Source organism: Roseateles sp. (assembly GCF_965262435.1).
Lineage (GTDB): Bacteria > Pseudomonadota > Gammaproteobacteria > Burkholderiales > Burkholderiaceae_C > Paucibacter_A.
In genome coordinates, this window is the sequence record NZ_OZ253537.1 from 4925773 (window position 1) to 4942416 (window position 16644).

A 16644-nucleotide genomic window follows, 5' to 3' on the forward strand; every position below is an offset into this window, starting at 1 on the left:
GGGCAGCCAGCGACAGGTCGAACCCCTGCCAAGCTTTGGGATAGGCTGATTTCAAGGCATCGCTCAGCACGGCGGATTTGGCAAGTTTCCACAGCTCCGATGCAGAACCTGCCAGATCGCGGGAATGCAGCGATCGCAAACAGCCGCGGCGACGAGTCCATCCAATCGCTCCAGGGCAGCTTGTAAATCGCCAGATTGTTCAGCGTCGCCTCAAGCCAAGGGGCCTCCGAGATTGCCAGGGCGGCTCACACACCGCACACGCCTCCATGACCGCTGGACCGCAGGCTGAACAAGTCAACTACGAGTTCCCGTGGGCGCCTCAGCGGGTCGGCACCGAAAACCGATAGTCCAGCCCGATCACCAGGTTGTTGGCGCTGTAGCGCCCGCCGCTGGCACTGCGGGCCTGGATGCGGCCGCCGCTGAGGCTGGCGGCCAGGCGCTCGTCCAGCAGGTAGCGCAGGCCGGCGTTGAACTTGGCGCCCTTGCCATGCACGTTGGCGCCCGCCATCAGTTGTCCAAATGCCTGCACGCGTTCCCCGGGCGCCAGCTTGGTCTGTACACCCAGGCCCGCAAAGATCTCGGCGTAGCCGGGATAGCCGAGGTAGGACGTGTAGGCCGCCGAGGCCTGCAGCGGCAGGTACCAGCGCTCGCTCACGGGCATGTCGATCTGCAGGCCCAGCATGTGCAGGGCGGGCCGGTCGACATCGCGGAAGCGCAGCTGGGTGTCCGACTGGTGCAGCAATGTGATGCGCATGCCCTCATAACTGGCCGGGGCCGGTGCGGCGTCGCCGCCCTGGCCCGAGCGCAGGTGCCGGGTCAGCGTCAGGCCATAGGTCGGGTTGCGCGAGCTGCCCTTGGGCGCACTGAGGTAACCCGCCGAAAACGCCAGGCCCAGGTTCTTGCCCAGGGCAAATTCGGCCGAGAGCTTGGGATAGACCAGCAGGCCCGGGCCGGTATCGATCTGCTCCGGCGCGTAACCGCCAGAGCCCACGCCGAGCTGGGCGTAGAGCCGCCAGGACGGCGCCAAGCGCCAACGCCAGCCGACGCCGCCAAGGAGCTGGTTGTAGGTGGGCAGGCCGGCGTAGGCGCTGGCGAAATTGGCGAACCAGAACAGGTCCGGCGTCAGGAAATGCGAGAACTGGAACTCCCCCGTGCGCACCGTGCCGGTGTAGCTGCCCTGGGCGCGGAGCTGGCGGTAGTTGTCCAGCGAGACGCTCAGCATGGTTTCGCCCATCTCCTGGGCGGCGCGCTGGTCGTCCGCGCCCGACAGCGGCTGGCCGCGCTGTGCATACGAGCCGCTGAGGTAGCTGAAGGGGATGTCCAGGAAGAGATTGAGCTGGCTGCTGTCGATGAGCGAGCGACGGAATTTGATGCTGGACATGCCAGCGCCGACCATGAAGTCGCCGGCGTCATAGCCCAGTGCCAGCTGTCCGCGCACAAAGCTGCCCGTGCCAGACAGCTTCTTGGCGTGCTCGGGGCTGCGTCCACCGGCGCCACCCCCGGCCGCCAATGCCGCCAGAGCCACCACAGGGCCGCCCAGGCGGAAACGCCCCTGGATGCCGACGCTGGCCCCCATGAAGCCCCCGTACTGTCCGGCGATCAGCGGCCCCATCAGTCCGGCCCCCACGGAGACGCCCTCGGTCACCGGCACGTAGACATGAAAGCCCACCAGATCAATGGGACTGTCCCCCTGCACACGCACGGTTTGGTAGTCGAGCATCAGCCGCGCATTGTTGCGCTGTAGGCTCGAGGCTTCAGCGGGCGTGGCCTGCTGGGCATGGACGCCTTGGCAGGCCAGCGCGCCGGCACCAAGCACGACCGACGCAGCAAGCGCAGAGCGCAGGTGAGAGCCACGCCATCGGCCGCCAAAACCTAACGCCGGCCGCCCCCAGATCCTCAAAGCACGGGTGTTCATGGTTGCTTCCTCCCTCTGAGTTGCGCCGGGCTCGCCCCCGGTCTTAGCACCGCCGTGCAGCAACTCCCGCCGGCACATGGACAGGAAACTCAACGGCCCCACCGCAAGTTTGACGAACCTGGACCGGTCGACTCATCCGGAATTCCCCTTGTCAGGACAGACTTCTCGCTTGACTTAGGCGCTTGGCTCAGACGCTTGGGGCGAGGCCAGCAGCAATTCTTGACGCTCATTCGAGCCGGAGCGCCGACACCGACACCGACACCGACCGACGTTATTACTTGCAGCCAGAGCGCCCCTGTCTGCACCACTTCCTTTACCGCGGCAGCATGTACGGAGAAGGCTTCGGCGCGGACGACGCCGAGCTCTTCCACTGGCGCCGCTTGCAGCGCGTCAGCATCGGCCACGACGTCTGGCTGGGCCATGGCTTCATCATCATGCGGAGCGTCAAGACCGGCCATGACGCTGTGATCGGCAGCGGCAGCTCCATCGAGGCGGTGGCGTGGTGGGACTGGACGCATGAAGAACTGCAAGCGCGGCAGGACGAGTTGAAGGATGTGCGCAGGATGTTGGCGGCGCATGAGCGCAGGCAGGTGGCAGGGCTGCGACGGGACTTAGCTGGAGAACTGCGGCTTGGGCTTCCGGGTGAGGAACGGATGTTTGCGGGCCGGGGAATGTGGAAGCGTTGGGTGGGGGAATGGGTGGCGGGGTCCAGCTGCTCAAACCGCAAGTACGAGAGGCGGCTCCCGGCCAGCAACGGTCGTAGGTGAACGACGGCTTCCTGGCATCTCACCCAGAACGCAGATGCTGCGCGCTGATATTAGGGATCTGGTCGGCCGAATCTGGCGTGCCCGGGACCCCTCCGCGCAGGGCGATGCAGTCAAGGTCTGCGGTCGAAGTGGGGGCCGCCGCGGGCTCCGATCACACGCCAGGTTCTACAACTTCGGCTGCACTCACAAGATGTGGCGCGTCACGCCGGCGATGGAAGCCGGCATTGCTGATCGCGTCTGGACCATCGAAGAAATCGTAAACCTGGTGCCTGGTCCGGTGGCGAAGACGCGTAGCCCGTACAAGGCGGGCGCCGCCGTTTCTCAGGATTCAAACTGAAGCAGTACCCAAAAAATGGCGTCCACTGCTCGCTCACTCCAGGGGCAACGGCTGGGTCTGGATCGATGCAGCCAGCGCCGCGATGCAGCTTCGGATCCATCTCATGCCGGGGTCCGTGTCGGTCTGCAAGTGCCAGTACATGGCCACCTCGAAGTGCGGCACCGAGATCACCGGTTCGACCACGGCCATATGCTTGGGCAACTTCATGTCACGGATCAAGCGCGTGGGGACATTGAAGGCGCAATGCGCGGCGCAGGCGAGGTCAATGGCGCTGGCAAAACTGCGAGCGCGGCATGCGATGTGGCGGCGGTCACTTCCGAGCCGGGCGTCGACCGGGTTGACGATCGGCTCTTCGGTGGCCACCACCACATGCGCCAGCGACAGGTAGCCCTGTCTCGTCAGCGGAAGTGCCGACTTCGGCACCAACGTCACGAAACTCTCCTTCAGCAACAGCCTTCGTTTGGCCCAAGGGTAGTCGCCATCCGGGGACAGCAGGCCCAGTTCCGCCGCTTGGTTTTCCAGCGCCTCGACGCCTCGGTCGCCACCGTTCAAGAGATGCACCCGAACACCCGGCGCGGTTTGCCGAAACTGCTTCAGGAGCGGGGCAATCAAGATCCCTGTCTCGTAGTCGGTGCAGGCGATGCGAAACGCCCGATCGCTGGTCCGTGGGTCGAAGGTGCTTGGCCGGCTGAGCTTGTCAATGCGACTCAGAATGTCGTCCAGCTCCGGCATCAGCGCCAGCACGCGGTTGGTCGGGATCAGTGATCGTCCCAGCGGCGTCAGCAGCGGGTCGCCCAGGGACTTTCGAAGCCGCATCAGAGAACGACTCATCGCCGAAGGTGTGACCCCGCAGGCGTACGCCGCGGCGGCCACTTGCTGGTGCTTGATCAGCTGCTGTAAGGCGACCAGCAGATTGAGATCCAGCCCGGATGCTTCAATTTTGCGCATTTCAGGAATGAGTTGAGTGCACTCGTTGGCGGTAATGATTCACTTAGGATCATTTCTATTGCAACACATGGGGAACGCCTTGAGGTTCTTGATCACCGCCATCCTGGCGACTCTTGTTGCCGGAACCGTCCACGCTGACCCTCAGAAGACGGCCGCGAACAAGAAGGTCGTGGTCGACTTCTATGACCTGGCGTTCGACCAACGCAAGCCAACTGAAGCCGCCCTGAAGTACATCTCTGCCAAGACCTACATTCAGCACAACCCAAATGGCAAGGATGGGCGCGAGGTCTTCCTCACGGGCTTCGCCAAATTCGTCGAGAAGGGGAGCCTGCGCTGTGTGCGCAAGCGTGCGGTCGCCGAGAACGACCTGGTCGTGATTCACGCCCACTGCATCGACAACCCGGCAGATCCCAAGGATCGTGGCCATGCCTACATGGACATCTTTCGTGTCGAGAACGGTCTGATCGTCGAGCACTGGGACGTCGGACAACCCGTCCCGGAAAAGTCAGCCAACAACAACACCATGTTCTGATGAACGCCCAACTCCCCACTGATCCCATGACATCGAACTGTGTTCTTCCTGCCCGCGCGACGCGCCGAGGGGCGCTTCGTCTGGGTATCGCAGCGCTGGGCCTGTCGGCCTTGCCCGCCCGCAGTGCGCAGCGCCAGTTCCGCCTCGACAGCACCACAGGCCTGATCCTCCATGACGTGGTGGCCTCGCCAACGACCTTCGAAGGTCGCATGGGGGTGAAAGTCGAATTGAGCGACGCCACGCAACGACGGGTGACGTCCAGTGGGGTTGGCAATCAGCCCGCGTTTGCCTTGCTGCCGGGCGACTTCACCGACGGAACGATCCAGACAGCCATCGCTGCGACCGTGAACGGCCGGGGTGACAAGGACGCGCGCGGATTTGTCGGCATCGCCTTTCACATCCCTGAAGATCGCAGCACCTACGAAGCGGTCTACCTCCGCATGACCAACGGTCGCTTGGCTTCGCCAAAGCCACCAGCGCCGCGAATCGACCGCGCGATCCAGTACACCGCGCATCCCGACTTCCATTTCGACGCCTCACGCCGCGCGGCACCTGGACGCTACGAGCGCGGTGCCGACGTCGCACCGGCAACGTGGACGAGCTTGCGCCTTGAAATCAAGGGCAAGTCACTGCGGGCCTTTGTCGGCGACGCGGCGGAGCCCGCGCTGGAGGTGTCCGACCTGCGCTACGGGGGCAGGGGCGGTGCCATCGGTCTGTGGGTGGATGACGGTACCACCGGCTACTTCAGCGACCTTCGTATCACGCCGCGCTGAAGCCGCCCTGGGGGTGAGCCAGCCATGCTTCGCCATTGCGACGAAACGCCATAGGCGGTTCGGACGAGCGCCGTCAGGCGGTGTGGGCGCATCAACCCTGCCGGACCGGCGCCCGCTGTAGCCTGCTGGGCAGCAGCCGAAAGTCCGCCACCGCCGCACCTCGCTACAGATGATGTCACCCCGCTGTGGCCTGTCCAGACAGCGGGTGGCTGCGTTGATCCCTCGGCTACGACTGCGCACTCCCATGACTGCTTCGCGGCAATGAAATTCGGCAGCCGGAGTTCTGGTTTGGGTCGGGATCTGTCGCTGGTTCAGCCCATCTTGGCCGGCGGCAAGCAGCCCCTGGAAGCGCCACAAGCGACTTCCACCCGCAAATCCTGCTGGCCTATGCACCTCTGCATTAGCCCCTTCCAAGCAACTCACATCCCACCCGACCTAGAAAAACTCATCCAAACAAAGATGCGCCGCCAGCTTGCGCTCGTCGGGCTCAGCGATGCCGTAAGCCTGCATGAAAGCCCGCTGCGCCAGCTCGCCAAACTCGGCCAGGCAGTTCCAGCAGATGGCCAGATCCTGGTAGCGGGCGGCCACACCCAGGCGGCCCAGGTCGATGAACCCGGTGACCTGCCCGGCTGCGTACAGCAAGACCTTGTCGAGTGAGTAGTCGCCATGCGTGAACACCAGGTCTGGGCTGAGCGGCAGCAAGGCCTGAAGCTGCGCCCAGACCTGCTCGGGCGAGAGGCCGGCGCGTGCCTCGTCAAAGTCAGACGCATCGACCAAACCGGACTCCAGGCCTTGCTGCACAGCGGCCATGCGCAGAGCCAACTGGACATCGAAGGGACAAGCATTGATGGGCAGCGCGTGCAGCCTGCGCGATGGCGACGGCCCGCTCGGGCTGCACCTCCAGCCAGTCATACGCGCTGCTGCCGGGCACCTCGCTGCTGAGTAAAACGCAGGCTTGGCCTGCACTGCCTTCAAAGTGCAGCAGGCGCTGGCACGGCAGCGCGTCACCCAGCCAGCGCAGGCGCGCCGCCTTGTCCGCCAGCGCCTGGGCTGCCTCACCCCGTCGCCCATGCTTGAGGTACATCGCTGTCTCGCCCTGCTGCGACGGCAGCAGCTGGTACACGGCAGCTTCGGTCTGGTCACTGTGATTGCGTTCCCACTGTCAGCCGTCCAGGTGAGAGGCCAGCCCTTCGGACAGCGGCAAGCTGCGCGCCGCAGCCCAAAGCCGATGGGGCTCCAGCCATTCCACAGCAACCAAGCCATGCCGGGCCAGGAGATCCTCGATCGGCGCTTCCTCCAAAGACACAGTCTCGAAGCGGTGCGTCCATCGCTCTCCAAAGGCTTGGTACACCAGAGTCATGCGCAGGCGGTCGCCGTCACGGACCACCTCGTCGGCCGCATAGCTCACGCCGTGTCGAGCAGCGAGTGGACCGGGCTGCACCTGGCGCAACCAGGCCGGGTCATGCCGCTTGAGATAGAACACCCCGCCCGGCGCAAGATGGCGCGCGGCGCAGGCCACAAAGGAGGCACGCAGCGCGGCGTCCGGGTGGTTGATCAGATGGCTGGGCAGCAGCACCACGTCGAAGCGCTGCGTCAGCGCCAGCGTCTCGATCGAGGCATGCACCCCGCTGACGCTCGCCGGCAGGTGGCTCAGCATGGTCGCAGAGTCATCCACCCCCACCACCGGGTGGCCCCGCTCCGCCAGATGCGCTGCCAGGCGCCCCGTGCCGCAGCCCAGCTCCAACACGCTGGCGCCGGCGGGCAGCAAGGGCAAGATCTCGTCCAGTTCGCCTTGGTAGGGCAAGCGGCGGTAGAACTCGACCGAGCAACCGTCTTCAGTCTGGGGGCCAGGCCCGGTTCCTTGGAATTTCTGCATGGCTGCGAGGTCGACAGATCAGGCACAGCGCCATGGGATGAAAGAGGCTTGATGCTAACGCCCCTCTTACATACTCCCAGGCCAGTTCAATCTCGAACGGCGAAGGCACGCCGGCATCGAACGACCTTGTACGGCCGCCCCGCCCCCACCTGGACATCCTTACACCCACAGGCGGACTTTTTTGTCCCACCGCCAGCGCCGGGCATCGCCCCATGGGAGCGCAGCTCAGGCCGCGCAACACCGCGTTTTCCCCCACGGACGCTTTCGTCCCGCCCGCCCTCAGCCGCTGCACCCCACCCCAATCAAATCAAGCACTTGCGTGATTCCCCAGGCTGGCATGGCGCTTGCAAACACACAGCGTGAACACAAGCCCGCAGCATGCCAAGCCCGCAACGTACCCGTGCCATCCGGCGGGCCCTGGCCTGTTATCTGCGCACGCACCGCCATGCCTGTGACACGGCAGACGGCATCGCGCGCTGGTGGGTGCCGCAGGAATTGAACGTGCTTGAGAGCGAGCTGCTGCCCATCCTGGCGTGCTACGAAGCGCGCGGCTTGGTCCGCATGTTCGCCAGCGCCGATGGGCGCTGCTATTACCGCCGCCGGCAGGTGCAGCCACAAGGCCTGCCGGCATCTTTGTCGTCACCATCGTCGTCAGCAGCACCCCGCCCGCCAGCGGGCGAACTGCCCTGATCCCTCAGCGAGGAGCCGTCACATGGCACAAGTCAGCTACCCAGGCGTCTACATCCAGGAAGTGCCCAGCGGGGTGCGCACGATCAGCAATGTCGGCACCTCCATCACCGCCTTCGTGGACTTCTTCGCCGAGGGGCCGGTCAACCAGGCCACCGAGGTCTTCGGCCTGTCCGAGTTCGGGCGGGTGTTCGGCGGCATCGACAGCCGCAGTGAAGCCAGCTACGCGATCGCACAGTTCTTCCTCAACGGCGGCTCCAGCGCCCTGGTCGTGCGCTGCCACGCCGCCAGCGGCCCCAGCCCTTTCAGCGCCGCCACGGTGGGCGTGCGCAGCGTCACCAATGTGGCCACAGCGCCGGTGCTGACCCTGCGCGCCGTCAGCGAAGGCGCCTGGGGCAACAGCTTGCGCGCCGAGATCGACCACCGCACGAGCGACCCGACGCGCTTCTTCAACCTGACCATCACCCGCCACGCCTCCGCCGCCAAGGACGCGCCCGCCCTGCTGCAGGAACAGCATCTGAACGTGACGCTGGACCCGAGCAGCTCGCGCGACATCGTGCAGGTGCTGGCGGCCGACTCGAAACTGGTGCGCGCCACCGTGCCGGCCTTCCCACTGCCGGTGCCCATGCCCTTGGCGGTGGGCACCCTGGGCGGCGCCCTGCCGACGGCCGAGCCCGGGCTGCGCACGCTGCTCAATTCGCTGCGCTGCGTGCAGCCGCCACCGGCGCCGCCGGCAGCCCTGGTGCCGCGTCGGCTGCGCGTGCAGCTGGCAGCAGGCCTGGTCTTCGAAGCCACGCTGCCGACCTGGGCCGCCGATGAGGTGAGCACGCTGCAGCAGCTGGCCACGCGGCTGCAGGGCGCGCTGCGCGTCGCGCTCGATGTCAGCGCGGCTGCCGCGCCAACACCGCCGGCCCTGACTGGCGCCACCGTCAGCGTGGTCGGCAATGCCCGCCTGGTGGTGACCCCCGGGCGCGGCGACCCGGCGCGCCAGCTCAACGACACCCTGGTTTTCAGCGATGCCGGCGCCGACACCGCCGCCACCGTGCTGCTGCTGACCGCTGCCGCCACCGTCAATGTGGCCTCGTATCCGCTCGGCTCTGCGCTGGCCAGCACCGCTGCCTACGCCACGGGCACGCTCGGTGCCGACGGCCTGGCGCCCGGCGCGGCCGAGCTGGTCGGCGCCGTCGCCGACGCCAATGACCAGGGCATCTACGCGCTGCGCAAGGCCGACCTTTTTAACCTGCTGGTGATCCCGCGCGCCGCATCACTGAACGATGTGCAGATGCGTCAGGTGGTACAGAACAGCATCGCCTTCTGCGAATCGCGCCGTGCCTTCATGCTGGTGGACATCCCCGAGAGCGTGAACGAGGTCGGTGAGATCAAGGACTGGCTGGACGCGCATGGCAACTTCCGCAGCCGCAACTCGGCCATCTTCTTCCCGCGCCTGCGCATCGCCGACCCGAACGCCGACTACCGCCTGCGCTCTTTCGCGCCCAGCGGTACCATGGCCGGCCTGTTCGCCCGCACCGACAGCGACCGTGGCGTCTGGAAGGCGCCGGCCGGCATCGAGGCCACGCTGCGCGGCGTCGACGCGCTGGACTACCGTCTCAACGACGGTGAGAACGGCACGCTCAACCCCCTGGCCATCAACTGCCTGCGCGTCTTCCCCATCTACGGCCTGGTCAACTGGGGCGCGCGCACGCTGGACGGCGCCGACCAGACCGGCTCCGAGTGGAAGTACATCCCCGTGCGGCGCCTGGCGCTGATGCTGGAGGAGTCGCTGTTCCGCGGCACCAAATGGGTGGTCTTCGAGCCCAATGACGAACCGCTATGGGCGCGCATCCGCCTCAATATCGGCGCCTACCTGAACTCGCTGTTCCGCCAGGGCGCCTTCCAGGGCAGCGGCCCCAAGGACGCCTACTTCGTCAAATGCGACGCCGAGACCACCACCCAGGACGACCGCAACAAGGGCATCGTCAACATCGCGGTGGGCTTCGCGCCGCTGAAGCCGGCCGAGTTCGTGGTCATCAAGATCCAGCAGATGCCGGGTGATCTGTGAGCCGCAGCGGCTCCACCGATCGCCTCTGACATCCCGCCCTCAAGCCCCCCATTCAACCGCGCCTCAAACCGCCCCAGGAGCTCGTCATGGCCAACACCGGCTTCGTGGTGAACACGCACCGCATCGACCCCTACAAGAACTTCAAGTTCCGCGTCCTCTGGGACGGCAAGCCCGTGCTGGGCGTGTCCAAATGCGGCGCGCTCAAGCGCACGACCGAGGTGGTCAAGCACCGCAGCGGCGGCGACAACAGCCACGACCACAAGTCCCCCGGGCGCAGCAGCTTCGAGGGCCTGAGCATGGAGCGCGGCATCACCCACGACCTCGAGTTCGAACGCTGGGCCAACAAGATCCACAACTACGAGGGCGACCCGACCATGGATCTGGCGGGCTACAAAAAAGACCTGACCCTGGAAGTCTTGAACGAGCGCGGCCAGGTGGCGCTGCGCTACTTCCTGTTCCGCTGCTGGGTCAGCGAATTCACCGCCTTGCCCGACCTGGACGCCAACGCCAACGCCGTGGCCATCGAGAGCATGAAGATCGAGCTCGAAGGCTGGCAGCGAGACGCCGACACGGCCGAGCCGTCTGAGGCTTGAGCATCTAGCGAATCGGCGTTATGTCTCGTGATTCCCTGACACCCCAAGCGCCTCGACGCTGAAACGCCCAGCCCCATGACGAACGCCATCGACTCAGCCGCCAGCGCCGCCGCCGCATCTTTTGCAGCCCAGCCGCGCCCGTGGTGCAGCGCGCCAGCCGACCTGGCGCTGGCGCCCGACCCGGCACGGCCGCTGAGCAGCGTCGATGCGCTGCTGGCCGAGGGCCTGCGCGACGCCCAGGGCCGCGCCCCGCTGCCCGCCCAGCTGGCCGGCTGGAGCACGGCGGAGCGCCTGGATGCCTTGTTGCGCCTCTGCCTGGCACGCGGCCTGAGCCGGCGCCGGCTCGCCCTGCGTTGCACAGCAGCGGTGGACTGCGGCGCGGACTTTCACGCAGAGCTGGATCTGGCAGCCTGCCGCCAGGCCTCTGCCGCGCCTGCAGGCTTGCTGAGCTTTCAGCTGGGCAGCCAGCAGTGGCAGGCCCGCATGCCCACCGGCGCCGACCAGGCACGCTGGAGCGAGCAAGCGCCGACGCCGGCACAGCTAGCCACCGAGCTGCTGCAACCGGCGCCCAGCGAGCCGCCCGCGGCCGAGCTGATCCGCGCCCTGGACCAGGCCCTGGCCCGGCACGATCCGCTGCGCCTGCTGCGCCTGGAGCTGAGCTGCCCCGAGTGCGGCGCGGTCCAAGTGCAGGAGGTTCAGCTGGAAGCGCAGCTGCTGGCGGCGCTGGCCCAACGCCACCGCGAATGGCTGGCCGAGATCGCCACGCTGGCCCGCGCCTTCCACTGGTCAGAGGCCGAGCTCGCAGCCCTGCCCGACTGGCGGCGGCGTTTCTATCTCCAAGAGCTGGCGCGGGCGGCGGCATGAAAAACGCAGACAGCCACGGCAGCGATCGCGAGCCCGCTGCAAGCCGTGCCGGCGATCTGCCCTATTTGCGCAGCCTGCTACAAGCGGCCGCGCCGAGCCTGCGCACCACAACACCGGGCGACCCCTTTGCGGATGTGTCGGTCGAAGCAGCGCCCGCCAGCGCCTCGGCAGCGCCGGCCATATTGGATGCGGCTGCCGACAGGCTGGACAAGGGGGCAGCGGAACCAGCAGCAGCACAGATCCAGGCGTCAGCGCGCCACTCAGGCACAGACACGCTCCGCGAACTCAGCGCAGGCGCTCAGGATGCGACGGCACCGTCCACCATGCCTGGCCTGGAGCAGCTGATGCGCTGGGTGAGCACCCCGCGCGCTGCGGCTGATGCAGTTGCTGAGGCTGAATCCATCACCGTTGAGTTGGGCGGTAAGGGGCACGCGGCCAAGGCGGCGCAGCGCGTCAGCTTGCCAGGCACAACGGCCTCTATTGAAGCGCCATCGAGCCGGGTGACATCGGCGCATGTAAGCCCCGACGCAGCCCGCGATGAAGCGCAGCACAGCACCCGATCACAGTCCGCACAGAAGGTCAGCCCGCGCATGCCGCCCATGGGTGAGCCTGCGCCCACACAGCCCGCCCAAGCGCCCCGCGCAGAGCCGCCCAGGCCCGGGCTGGAGCTGCATATCGGCCAGATCAGCTTGCATGTGCAGGCGCCGCCCTCAAGCCCAGCCCCTGCACCTTCGCCCGCAGTCACGCAGGTGGCCACGCCGCTGCCCGTCGCCGGCGCGGTTCAGAGCGCCGCACACACGCCCGCCCCCGGCCTGCGCTTCAGCGCCAGCCGCCACTACCTGCGCTGGAGCTGACCCACCATGGCATCGCCCAGCACCGAAGCGATTGGCGCCGTCAGCGAGCTGCTGCGCACCCGGCTGTCGGCCGCGCTGAACAACCTCAATGTCGCCGTCGGCCGGCCCGATGCGGCCACCGCCGGCCAGGGCCGTTGGCTCAATCTGTTCCTCTACCGCGTGGCGCTGGACCCGCATCTGCGCAACGAACCGCTCGACCGCGGCCAGCTGCCGCCGCTGTGGCTGAACCTGCACTATCTGCTGACCGCCTTTGACGACTCCCGTGAGAGCGAGTCGGTCGCTGCCCACCGCCTGCTGGGCCAGGGCATGGCCGCTCTGCAGTCGTTCAACTTCATGCGCCCGCCGGCCCTCAATCTGGCCCTGGCCAGCAACCCCGAGCCACTGAAGATCACCTTCGACGATGCCGATGTCGAGCTGCTGTCCAAGCTGATGCAGGGCAGCGACGAGAAGTACCGGCTCAGCGCCGCGCTGCAGGTGCGGCCGGTGATGCTGAAGCTGGACGCCGACCCCGGCTACGCGCCCCTGGTCAAGACGATCGGCCCCATCGTGCCCCAGCCCTCGGGCCCGCCGGCGCCGGCCGGCATCAGCGTGCTGCCCAGCCTGGGCGCGACGCTGGCGCGCCTGGAGCCGGCGCGCTTCGAGGCCGGCCAGGAAATCACCGTGCACGGCGCCGGCCTGGCCGGCTACGGCGAAGCCCTGCTGGGCCCGCACACCCTGCCCCTGCTGCCCGGGCCCGAGGGCCAGGCCCGCTTCACCGTGCCGGCCGCCGCCGCCATCGCCGCCAATGGCTACGGCCTGTGCATCGCCCGCCTGCTGCCCAGCGGCCGCCGCATCACCAGCAATGCCCTGCTGGCCGAACTGCTGCCCACGGTGGCGCCGCTCGCTGCACTCGACGGCCCGACCGTCGCCCTGCCGCCCGTCAACGGCGTGGTGCCGCGCCACGGCCGCTTCACCGTCAGCGGCAGCCAACTGGGCGGCAGTGCCGCCTCCTTGTTCGCCAGCCTCTATGCCGAGGGGCGGGCCCACGGCCTGCTGGAAGCCGACGCCGGCTCCACCCAGACCCTCTTGCGCTTCACCGTGCCGGCCAGCGCGCCGCTGCCGGCCGGCAGCTACCGGGTGGTGCTGCGGGTGAACGGGCAGCAAAGCGTGAACGCCCCCGAGCTGATCTGGGCCTGATGCCATGAACGCCGCCCGCCCTAACCCATTGCTGCTGCAGCCTGTCCTGCTGCAGCCCGCGCTGCAGCCACCGGACCCCTGGGTGCGTTACTGGCTGGCTCAGCTGACCCTGCGCCTGCGCCGCGAAATCGCCTGGTGCTGGCGCCAACGCGGCGCGGCCCCGGCCGATACCGCAGAGACCGGCCTGCCCGCCTTCAGCGACCCGGCGCTGGACAGCCTGGACCTGCTGCGCTTCGCCGAGGACAAGGCCGACTTCTTTGCCCAGGACGCCTGTGCCGCCCACCTCAGCGAGGCGCTGGCCGCGCTGCGCCCGGCGGCCGGCCTCAGCCGCTGGGCCCGCATGGCCCAAGCCCTCGGCCTGGACGAGGCTGCGCAGTTCGTGCTGGCCTGCGCCCTGGCCGCACGCAGCGACGCCAGCCTTGGCGCCGTGGCCGCCGCCGCCATGAACGACGCGCGCCGGCCCAGCATCAGCCTTGCCCTGGCGCAACGCCTCTGGGACGAGCCGCTGGCCATCGTCGCCTGCGCCGAGCCCAGCCATGCGCTCTACCGCAGCGGCCTGCTGCAGCGCATCGGAGGTTCTGGCAGCGGCGATGCCCATGAAGACTGGATGGCGCCGCTGAGCATGCCGGCCGCCGTGGCCTGCGCCCTGCTGGGCGAGCCGAGCCGGCGCCTGCTGCCGGCCGCGCTGCGCCCCTTGCCTGCCGCCCATGCCCTGCCGCCCGAGGCCGCCGCTCTGGCCCTGTGGCTGCGCAACACGCCGCCGCAAGGCCTGCAGATCGTGCCGGTGCGCAGCAGCCAAGGCGCCGACACCGCCGCCTGGGTGGCCGGCCTCGGTGAAGCATTGAGCAGCAGCATCCTGCGCCTGGGCGAGGACATCGGCCCCGGCCATGCCGCCCTGCCGGCCCTGGCCTGCGCCGCCTGGCTGCAGGGCGCCGATCTGCTGCTGCCCGAGCATTGGGCCGAGGCCTTGGGCGAAGCCCATGCGGGTCACCTGACGGAATGGTGGGCGCCGCTGAGCGCCCTGGCCCTGCGCTGCTATTTGCCGGTGGACCGGCCCGGCCTGCCGCGCGGCCTGCCCGCCGCCCTGCTGGCCCCGGCCTTCAGCGTGCCGACCCTGAGCACGCAGGAACGCGCCGCACGCTGGGCGGCTGCGGCGCGGGCCGGGCAGAAGAGTGAGGCCGCCATGCCCCTGCCCAGCGCCGACGCGGCCGACGGTGCCGAGGCTGCGCGCCGCTTCCGCCTGCCCGCCCTGGCCAGCCAGCGCCTGGAAGCGCTGCTGCGCAGCGGCCAGGTGCAGGACCGAGCAGCACTGTTTGCCCTGGCCCAGGGCGAGGCGGCGCTGGACATGGCCCAGCTGGCCCAGCCGGTGGCGCTGCGTTTCGAGCTGTCCGAGCTGGTGCTGCCGCCGGCCGCCGGGGCGCAGCTGCAGGCCATCGTCTCGGCCATGCGCCAGCTGGGCCGGGTGCACCACGACTGGGGCTGCGCGCGAGCCTGGAACGAAGGCGGCCTGGCGGTGATGTTCTGCGGCCCGCCGGGCACCGGCAAGACCATGGCGGCCGAGGCACTGGCCCAGGAACTGGCCCTGCCCATGTACCGCATCGACCTCTCCCAGGTGGTCAACAAATACATCGGCGAGACCGAGAAGAACCTGCGCCGCATCTTCGACGCCGCCGAGACCAGCGACTGCCTGCTCTTCTTTGACGAGGCCGATGCCTTGTTTGGCAAACGCACCGAGGTGCGCGACGCCCACGACCGCTTCGCCAATATCGAGATCAGCTACCTGCTCGAACGCATGGAGCGCTTCAAAGGCCTGGCCGTGCTGGCCACCAACCGCCGCAAAGACCTGGACGAAGCCTTCGGCCGCCGCCTGCGCTTCATCGTCGAGTTTCCGGTGCCCGGCGCTAGCGAACGGGCCAGCCTCTGGCGCCAGGTCTTTCCGGCGCCGGTCGATGTTTCGGCGCTGGACTTCGCCTTCCTGGCCCAGCGCTTCGAGCTGGCCGGCGGCGCCATCCGCTCGGCCGCCTTCAACGCCTGCCTGCAGGCCGCCGCCACAGCGCCGGCGGCCGAGCCCCGCGTCGCCATGCCCGAGGTGCTGCTGGCCATCAAGCGCGAGCTGGAGAAAGGCGGCCGCGAGGTGGCGGACGAGCAGTTCGGCCACTACGCCGGCCTGCTGCCGGCCCAGCTCCAGGGGAGCCCGGCATGAGCAACAGCATCAACAGCAGCAGCCCCCAGCGCCTGGTGATCGACGAGCTGACCCTGAGCCTGAGCGGCATCAGCGATGCCGACGGGCGCCTGCTGGCCTGCGAGCTGGAGCCAGCCTTGCGCGCCGCCTTGCAAAGCGTGCCGCCGCTGGCCCGGCCGCTCAAGGCCAGGCCGCCCACCAGTCTCATGCAGACCGCCTTGACGGGCCCGGCCTTGGTGGACGCGGTGGCCGCCCAGCTGGCCGATCTGATCTCCAGCAAGGCCGCCGCCCAAGCAAGCCAAGCCTCTGAAACCAACGAGGAGAACCCATCATGGCGCTGATGCCGATGCGCGGTGCCCTGGTCGAGTACAGCGGCCAGTTCCTGGGGCCCATCCCCAATATCGTGATCTTCCAGTTCAACCCGGAGAGCATCAGCCGCAGCCTGAGCATCCCGCCCGCCGCCGGCACGCAGAACAGCGCCGCCAACCGGCCGCGCCGCGACAGCGGATCGGCGCTGGCGCCGCCGGTCGAGACCCTGACCCTGAGCGCGCAGTTCTCGGCCGCCGACGACCTCGGCGCCGGCGGCGCCGTCAGTGCGGTACCGCGCCTGTTCGGCATCGGGCCGCAGCTGGCCGCGCTGGAAAAAATGGTTTACCCGCCGGCCGCGCCGGGCGGCCTGATGGGTGCAGCGATTGGTGCCGCCATCGACGCCGTCGGCGCCGCCCTCAGCAGCGGCACCAAGAAGCCGGCAACGCAGCCGATGCCGCGCACCCCGGTGCCGCCCCTGCTCTTCATCTGGGGCCCGTCGCGGGTGCTGCCGGTGCGCATCACCAGCATGGTGATCAACGAGAAGCACTACGACGCCCTGCTCAACCCGATCGAGGCCGAGGTGCAGCTGGGCCTGGCCCTGCTGCCCGCGCCCTCGGCCAAGGCCGACCCGATCGGCCATGGCGCCTACGTCTATTCGCAGATGGTCAAGGACACGCAGGCCAGCCTCAACCTCGCCAAGGTGATCGAGTTCGCCGTCGATCTGGTGCCCCTCTGAACGCCGCTGGAAGAACGAACAAAAGAAAGCTCGCCG

Annotated in this window: 16 protein-coding genes and 1 pseudogene; 13 read left to right on the plus strand and 4 right to left on the minus strand. The window is 68.2% G+C overall.

The genetic code is table 11. The features are described from left to right. Positions 1–319: 319 nt before the first annotated feature. Positions 320–1915, minus strand: a complete 1596-nt coding sequence (locus tag ACQY39_RS21185; RefSeq protein WP_428509608.1) for a hypothetical protein — start codon at positions 1913–1915, stop codon at positions 320–322. A gap of 182 nt (positions 1916–2097) precedes the next feature. Between ACQY39_RS21185 and ACQY39_RS21190 the strand changes: the two genes are divergently transcribed. Both ACQY39_RS21190 and ACQY39_RS21195 read left to right on the plus strand, forming a co-directional pair. Then, positions 2098–2682: a hypothetical protein gene (locus ACQY39_RS21190; RefSeq protein WP_428509610.1), complete on the plus strand. Its 585-nt coding sequence runs from the start codon at positions 2098–2100 to the stop codon at positions 2680–2682. 190 nt (positions 2683–2872) lie between these two features. Then, positions 2873–3019, plus strand: coding sequence for a hypothetical protein (locus ACQY39_RS21195; protein WP_428509612.1), 147 nt, complete (start codon positions 2873–2875; stop codon positions 3017–3019). Positions 3020–3052: 33 nt separating this feature from the next. Here the strand turns inward: ACQY39_RS21195 and ACQY39_RS21200 are convergent, their stop codons facing one another. Next, positions 3053–3967 (minus strand): LysR substrate-binding domain-containing protein, encoded by a 915-nt coding sequence (locus ACQY39_RS21200; protein WP_428509614.1) that lies wholly within the window; start codon positions 3965–3967, stop codon positions 3053–3055. Positions 3968–4055: 88 nt separating this feature from the next. Here ACQY39_RS21200 and ACQY39_RS21205 point away from each other — a divergent pair, with 88 nt between their 5' ends. Together ACQY39_RS21205 and ACQY39_RS21210 are read left to right on the plus strand one after the other, a co-directional pair. Further along, positions 4056–4499, plus strand: a complete 444-nt coding sequence (locus tag ACQY39_RS21205; protein ID WP_428509616.1) for a nuclear transport factor 2 family protein — start codon at positions 4056–4058, stop codon at positions 4497–4499. Next, positions 4499–5272 carry a hypothetical protein gene (locus ACQY39_RS21210; RefSeq protein WP_428509618.1) on the plus strand — a complete coding sequence of 258 codons (774 nt, stop codon included), beginning with the start codon at positions 4499–4501 and terminating at the stop codon, positions 5270–5272. Before ACQY39_RS21205 ends, ACQY39_RS21210 begins: the two co-directional genes overlap by 1 nt. Positions 5273–5707: 435 nt before the next feature. Here the strand turns inward: ACQY39_RS21210 and ACQY39_RS21215 are convergent. Both ACQY39_RS21215 and ACQY39_RS21220 read right to left on the minus strand, forming a co-directional pair. Continuing rightward, positions 5708–6395, minus strand: a pseudogene (locus tag ACQY39_RS21215) (APH(3') family aminoglycoside O-phosphotransferase). Between the two features lie 39 nt (positions 6396–6434). Next, positions 6435–7148: a class I SAM-dependent methyltransferase gene (locus tag ACQY39_RS21220; RefSeq protein ID WP_428509620.1), complete on the minus strand. Its 714-nt coding sequence runs from the start codon at positions 7146–7148 to the stop codon at positions 6435–6437. A 378-nt stretch (positions 7149–7526) separates the two neighbouring features. Here ACQY39_RS21220 and ACQY39_RS21225 point away from each other — a divergent pair, with 378 nt between their 5' ends. The 9 genes from ACQY39_RS21225 (at position 7527) to ACQY39_RS21265 (ending at position 16608) form a co-directional block, all read left to right on the plus strand. Further along, positions 7527–7838, plus strand: coding sequence for a hypothetical protein (locus ACQY39_RS21225; RefSeq protein WP_428509622.1), 312 nt, complete (start codon positions 7527–7529; stop codon positions 7836–7838). 22 nt (positions 7839–7860) lie between these two features. Beyond that, positions 7861–9894 carry a phage tail sheath family protein gene (locus ACQY39_RS21230; protein WP_428509624.1) on the plus strand — a complete coding sequence of 678 codons (2034 nt, stop codon included), beginning with the start codon at positions 7861–7863 and terminating at the stop codon, positions 9892–9894. An 86-nt stretch (positions 9895–9980) separates the two neighbouring features. Further along, positions 9981–10487, plus strand: a complete 507-nt coding sequence (locus tag ACQY39_RS21235; protein WP_263562493.1) for a phage tail protein — start codon at positions 9981–9983, stop codon at positions 10485–10487. A 75-nt stretch (positions 10488–10562) separates the two neighbouring features. After that, positions 10563–11351: a hypothetical protein gene (locus tag ACQY39_RS21240; RefSeq protein WP_428509626.1), complete on the plus strand. Its 789-nt coding sequence runs from the start codon at positions 10563–10565 to the stop codon at positions 11349–11351. Continuing rightward, positions 11348–12205: a hypothetical protein gene (locus tag ACQY39_RS21245; protein WP_428509628.1), complete on the plus strand. Its 858-nt coding sequence runs from the start codon at positions 11348–11350 to the stop codon at positions 12203–12205. Before ACQY39_RS21240 ends, ACQY39_RS21245 begins: the two co-directional genes overlap by 4 nt. A gap of 6 nt (positions 12206–12211) precedes the next feature. Next, positions 12212–13381, plus strand: coding sequence for a DUF4255 domain-containing protein (locus tag ACQY39_RS21250; protein WP_428509630.1), 1170 nt, complete (start codon positions 12212–12214; stop codon positions 13379–13381). Positions 13382–13385: 4 nt separating this feature from the next. Next, complete coding sequence (locus ACQY39_RS21255; RefSeq protein ID WP_428509632.1) at positions 13386–15584, plus strand: ATP-binding protein; 2199 nt, start codon at positions 13386–13388, stop codon at positions 15582–15584. Then, positions 15581–15904: a hypothetical protein gene (locus ACQY39_RS21260; RefSeq protein WP_428509634.1), complete on the plus strand. Its 324-nt coding sequence runs from the start codon at positions 15581–15583 to the stop codon at positions 15902–15904. Before ACQY39_RS21255 ends, ACQY39_RS21260 begins: the two co-directional genes overlap by 4 nt. Next, positions 15895–16608 (plus strand): hypothetical protein, encoded by a 714-nt coding sequence (locus tag ACQY39_RS21265; RefSeq protein WP_428509636.1) that lies wholly within the window; start codon positions 15895–15897, stop codon positions 16606–16608. The genes ACQY39_RS21260 and ACQY39_RS21265 overlap by 10 nt, the downstream gene beginning before the upstream one ends. Positions 16609–16644: the final 36 nt, after the last annotated feature.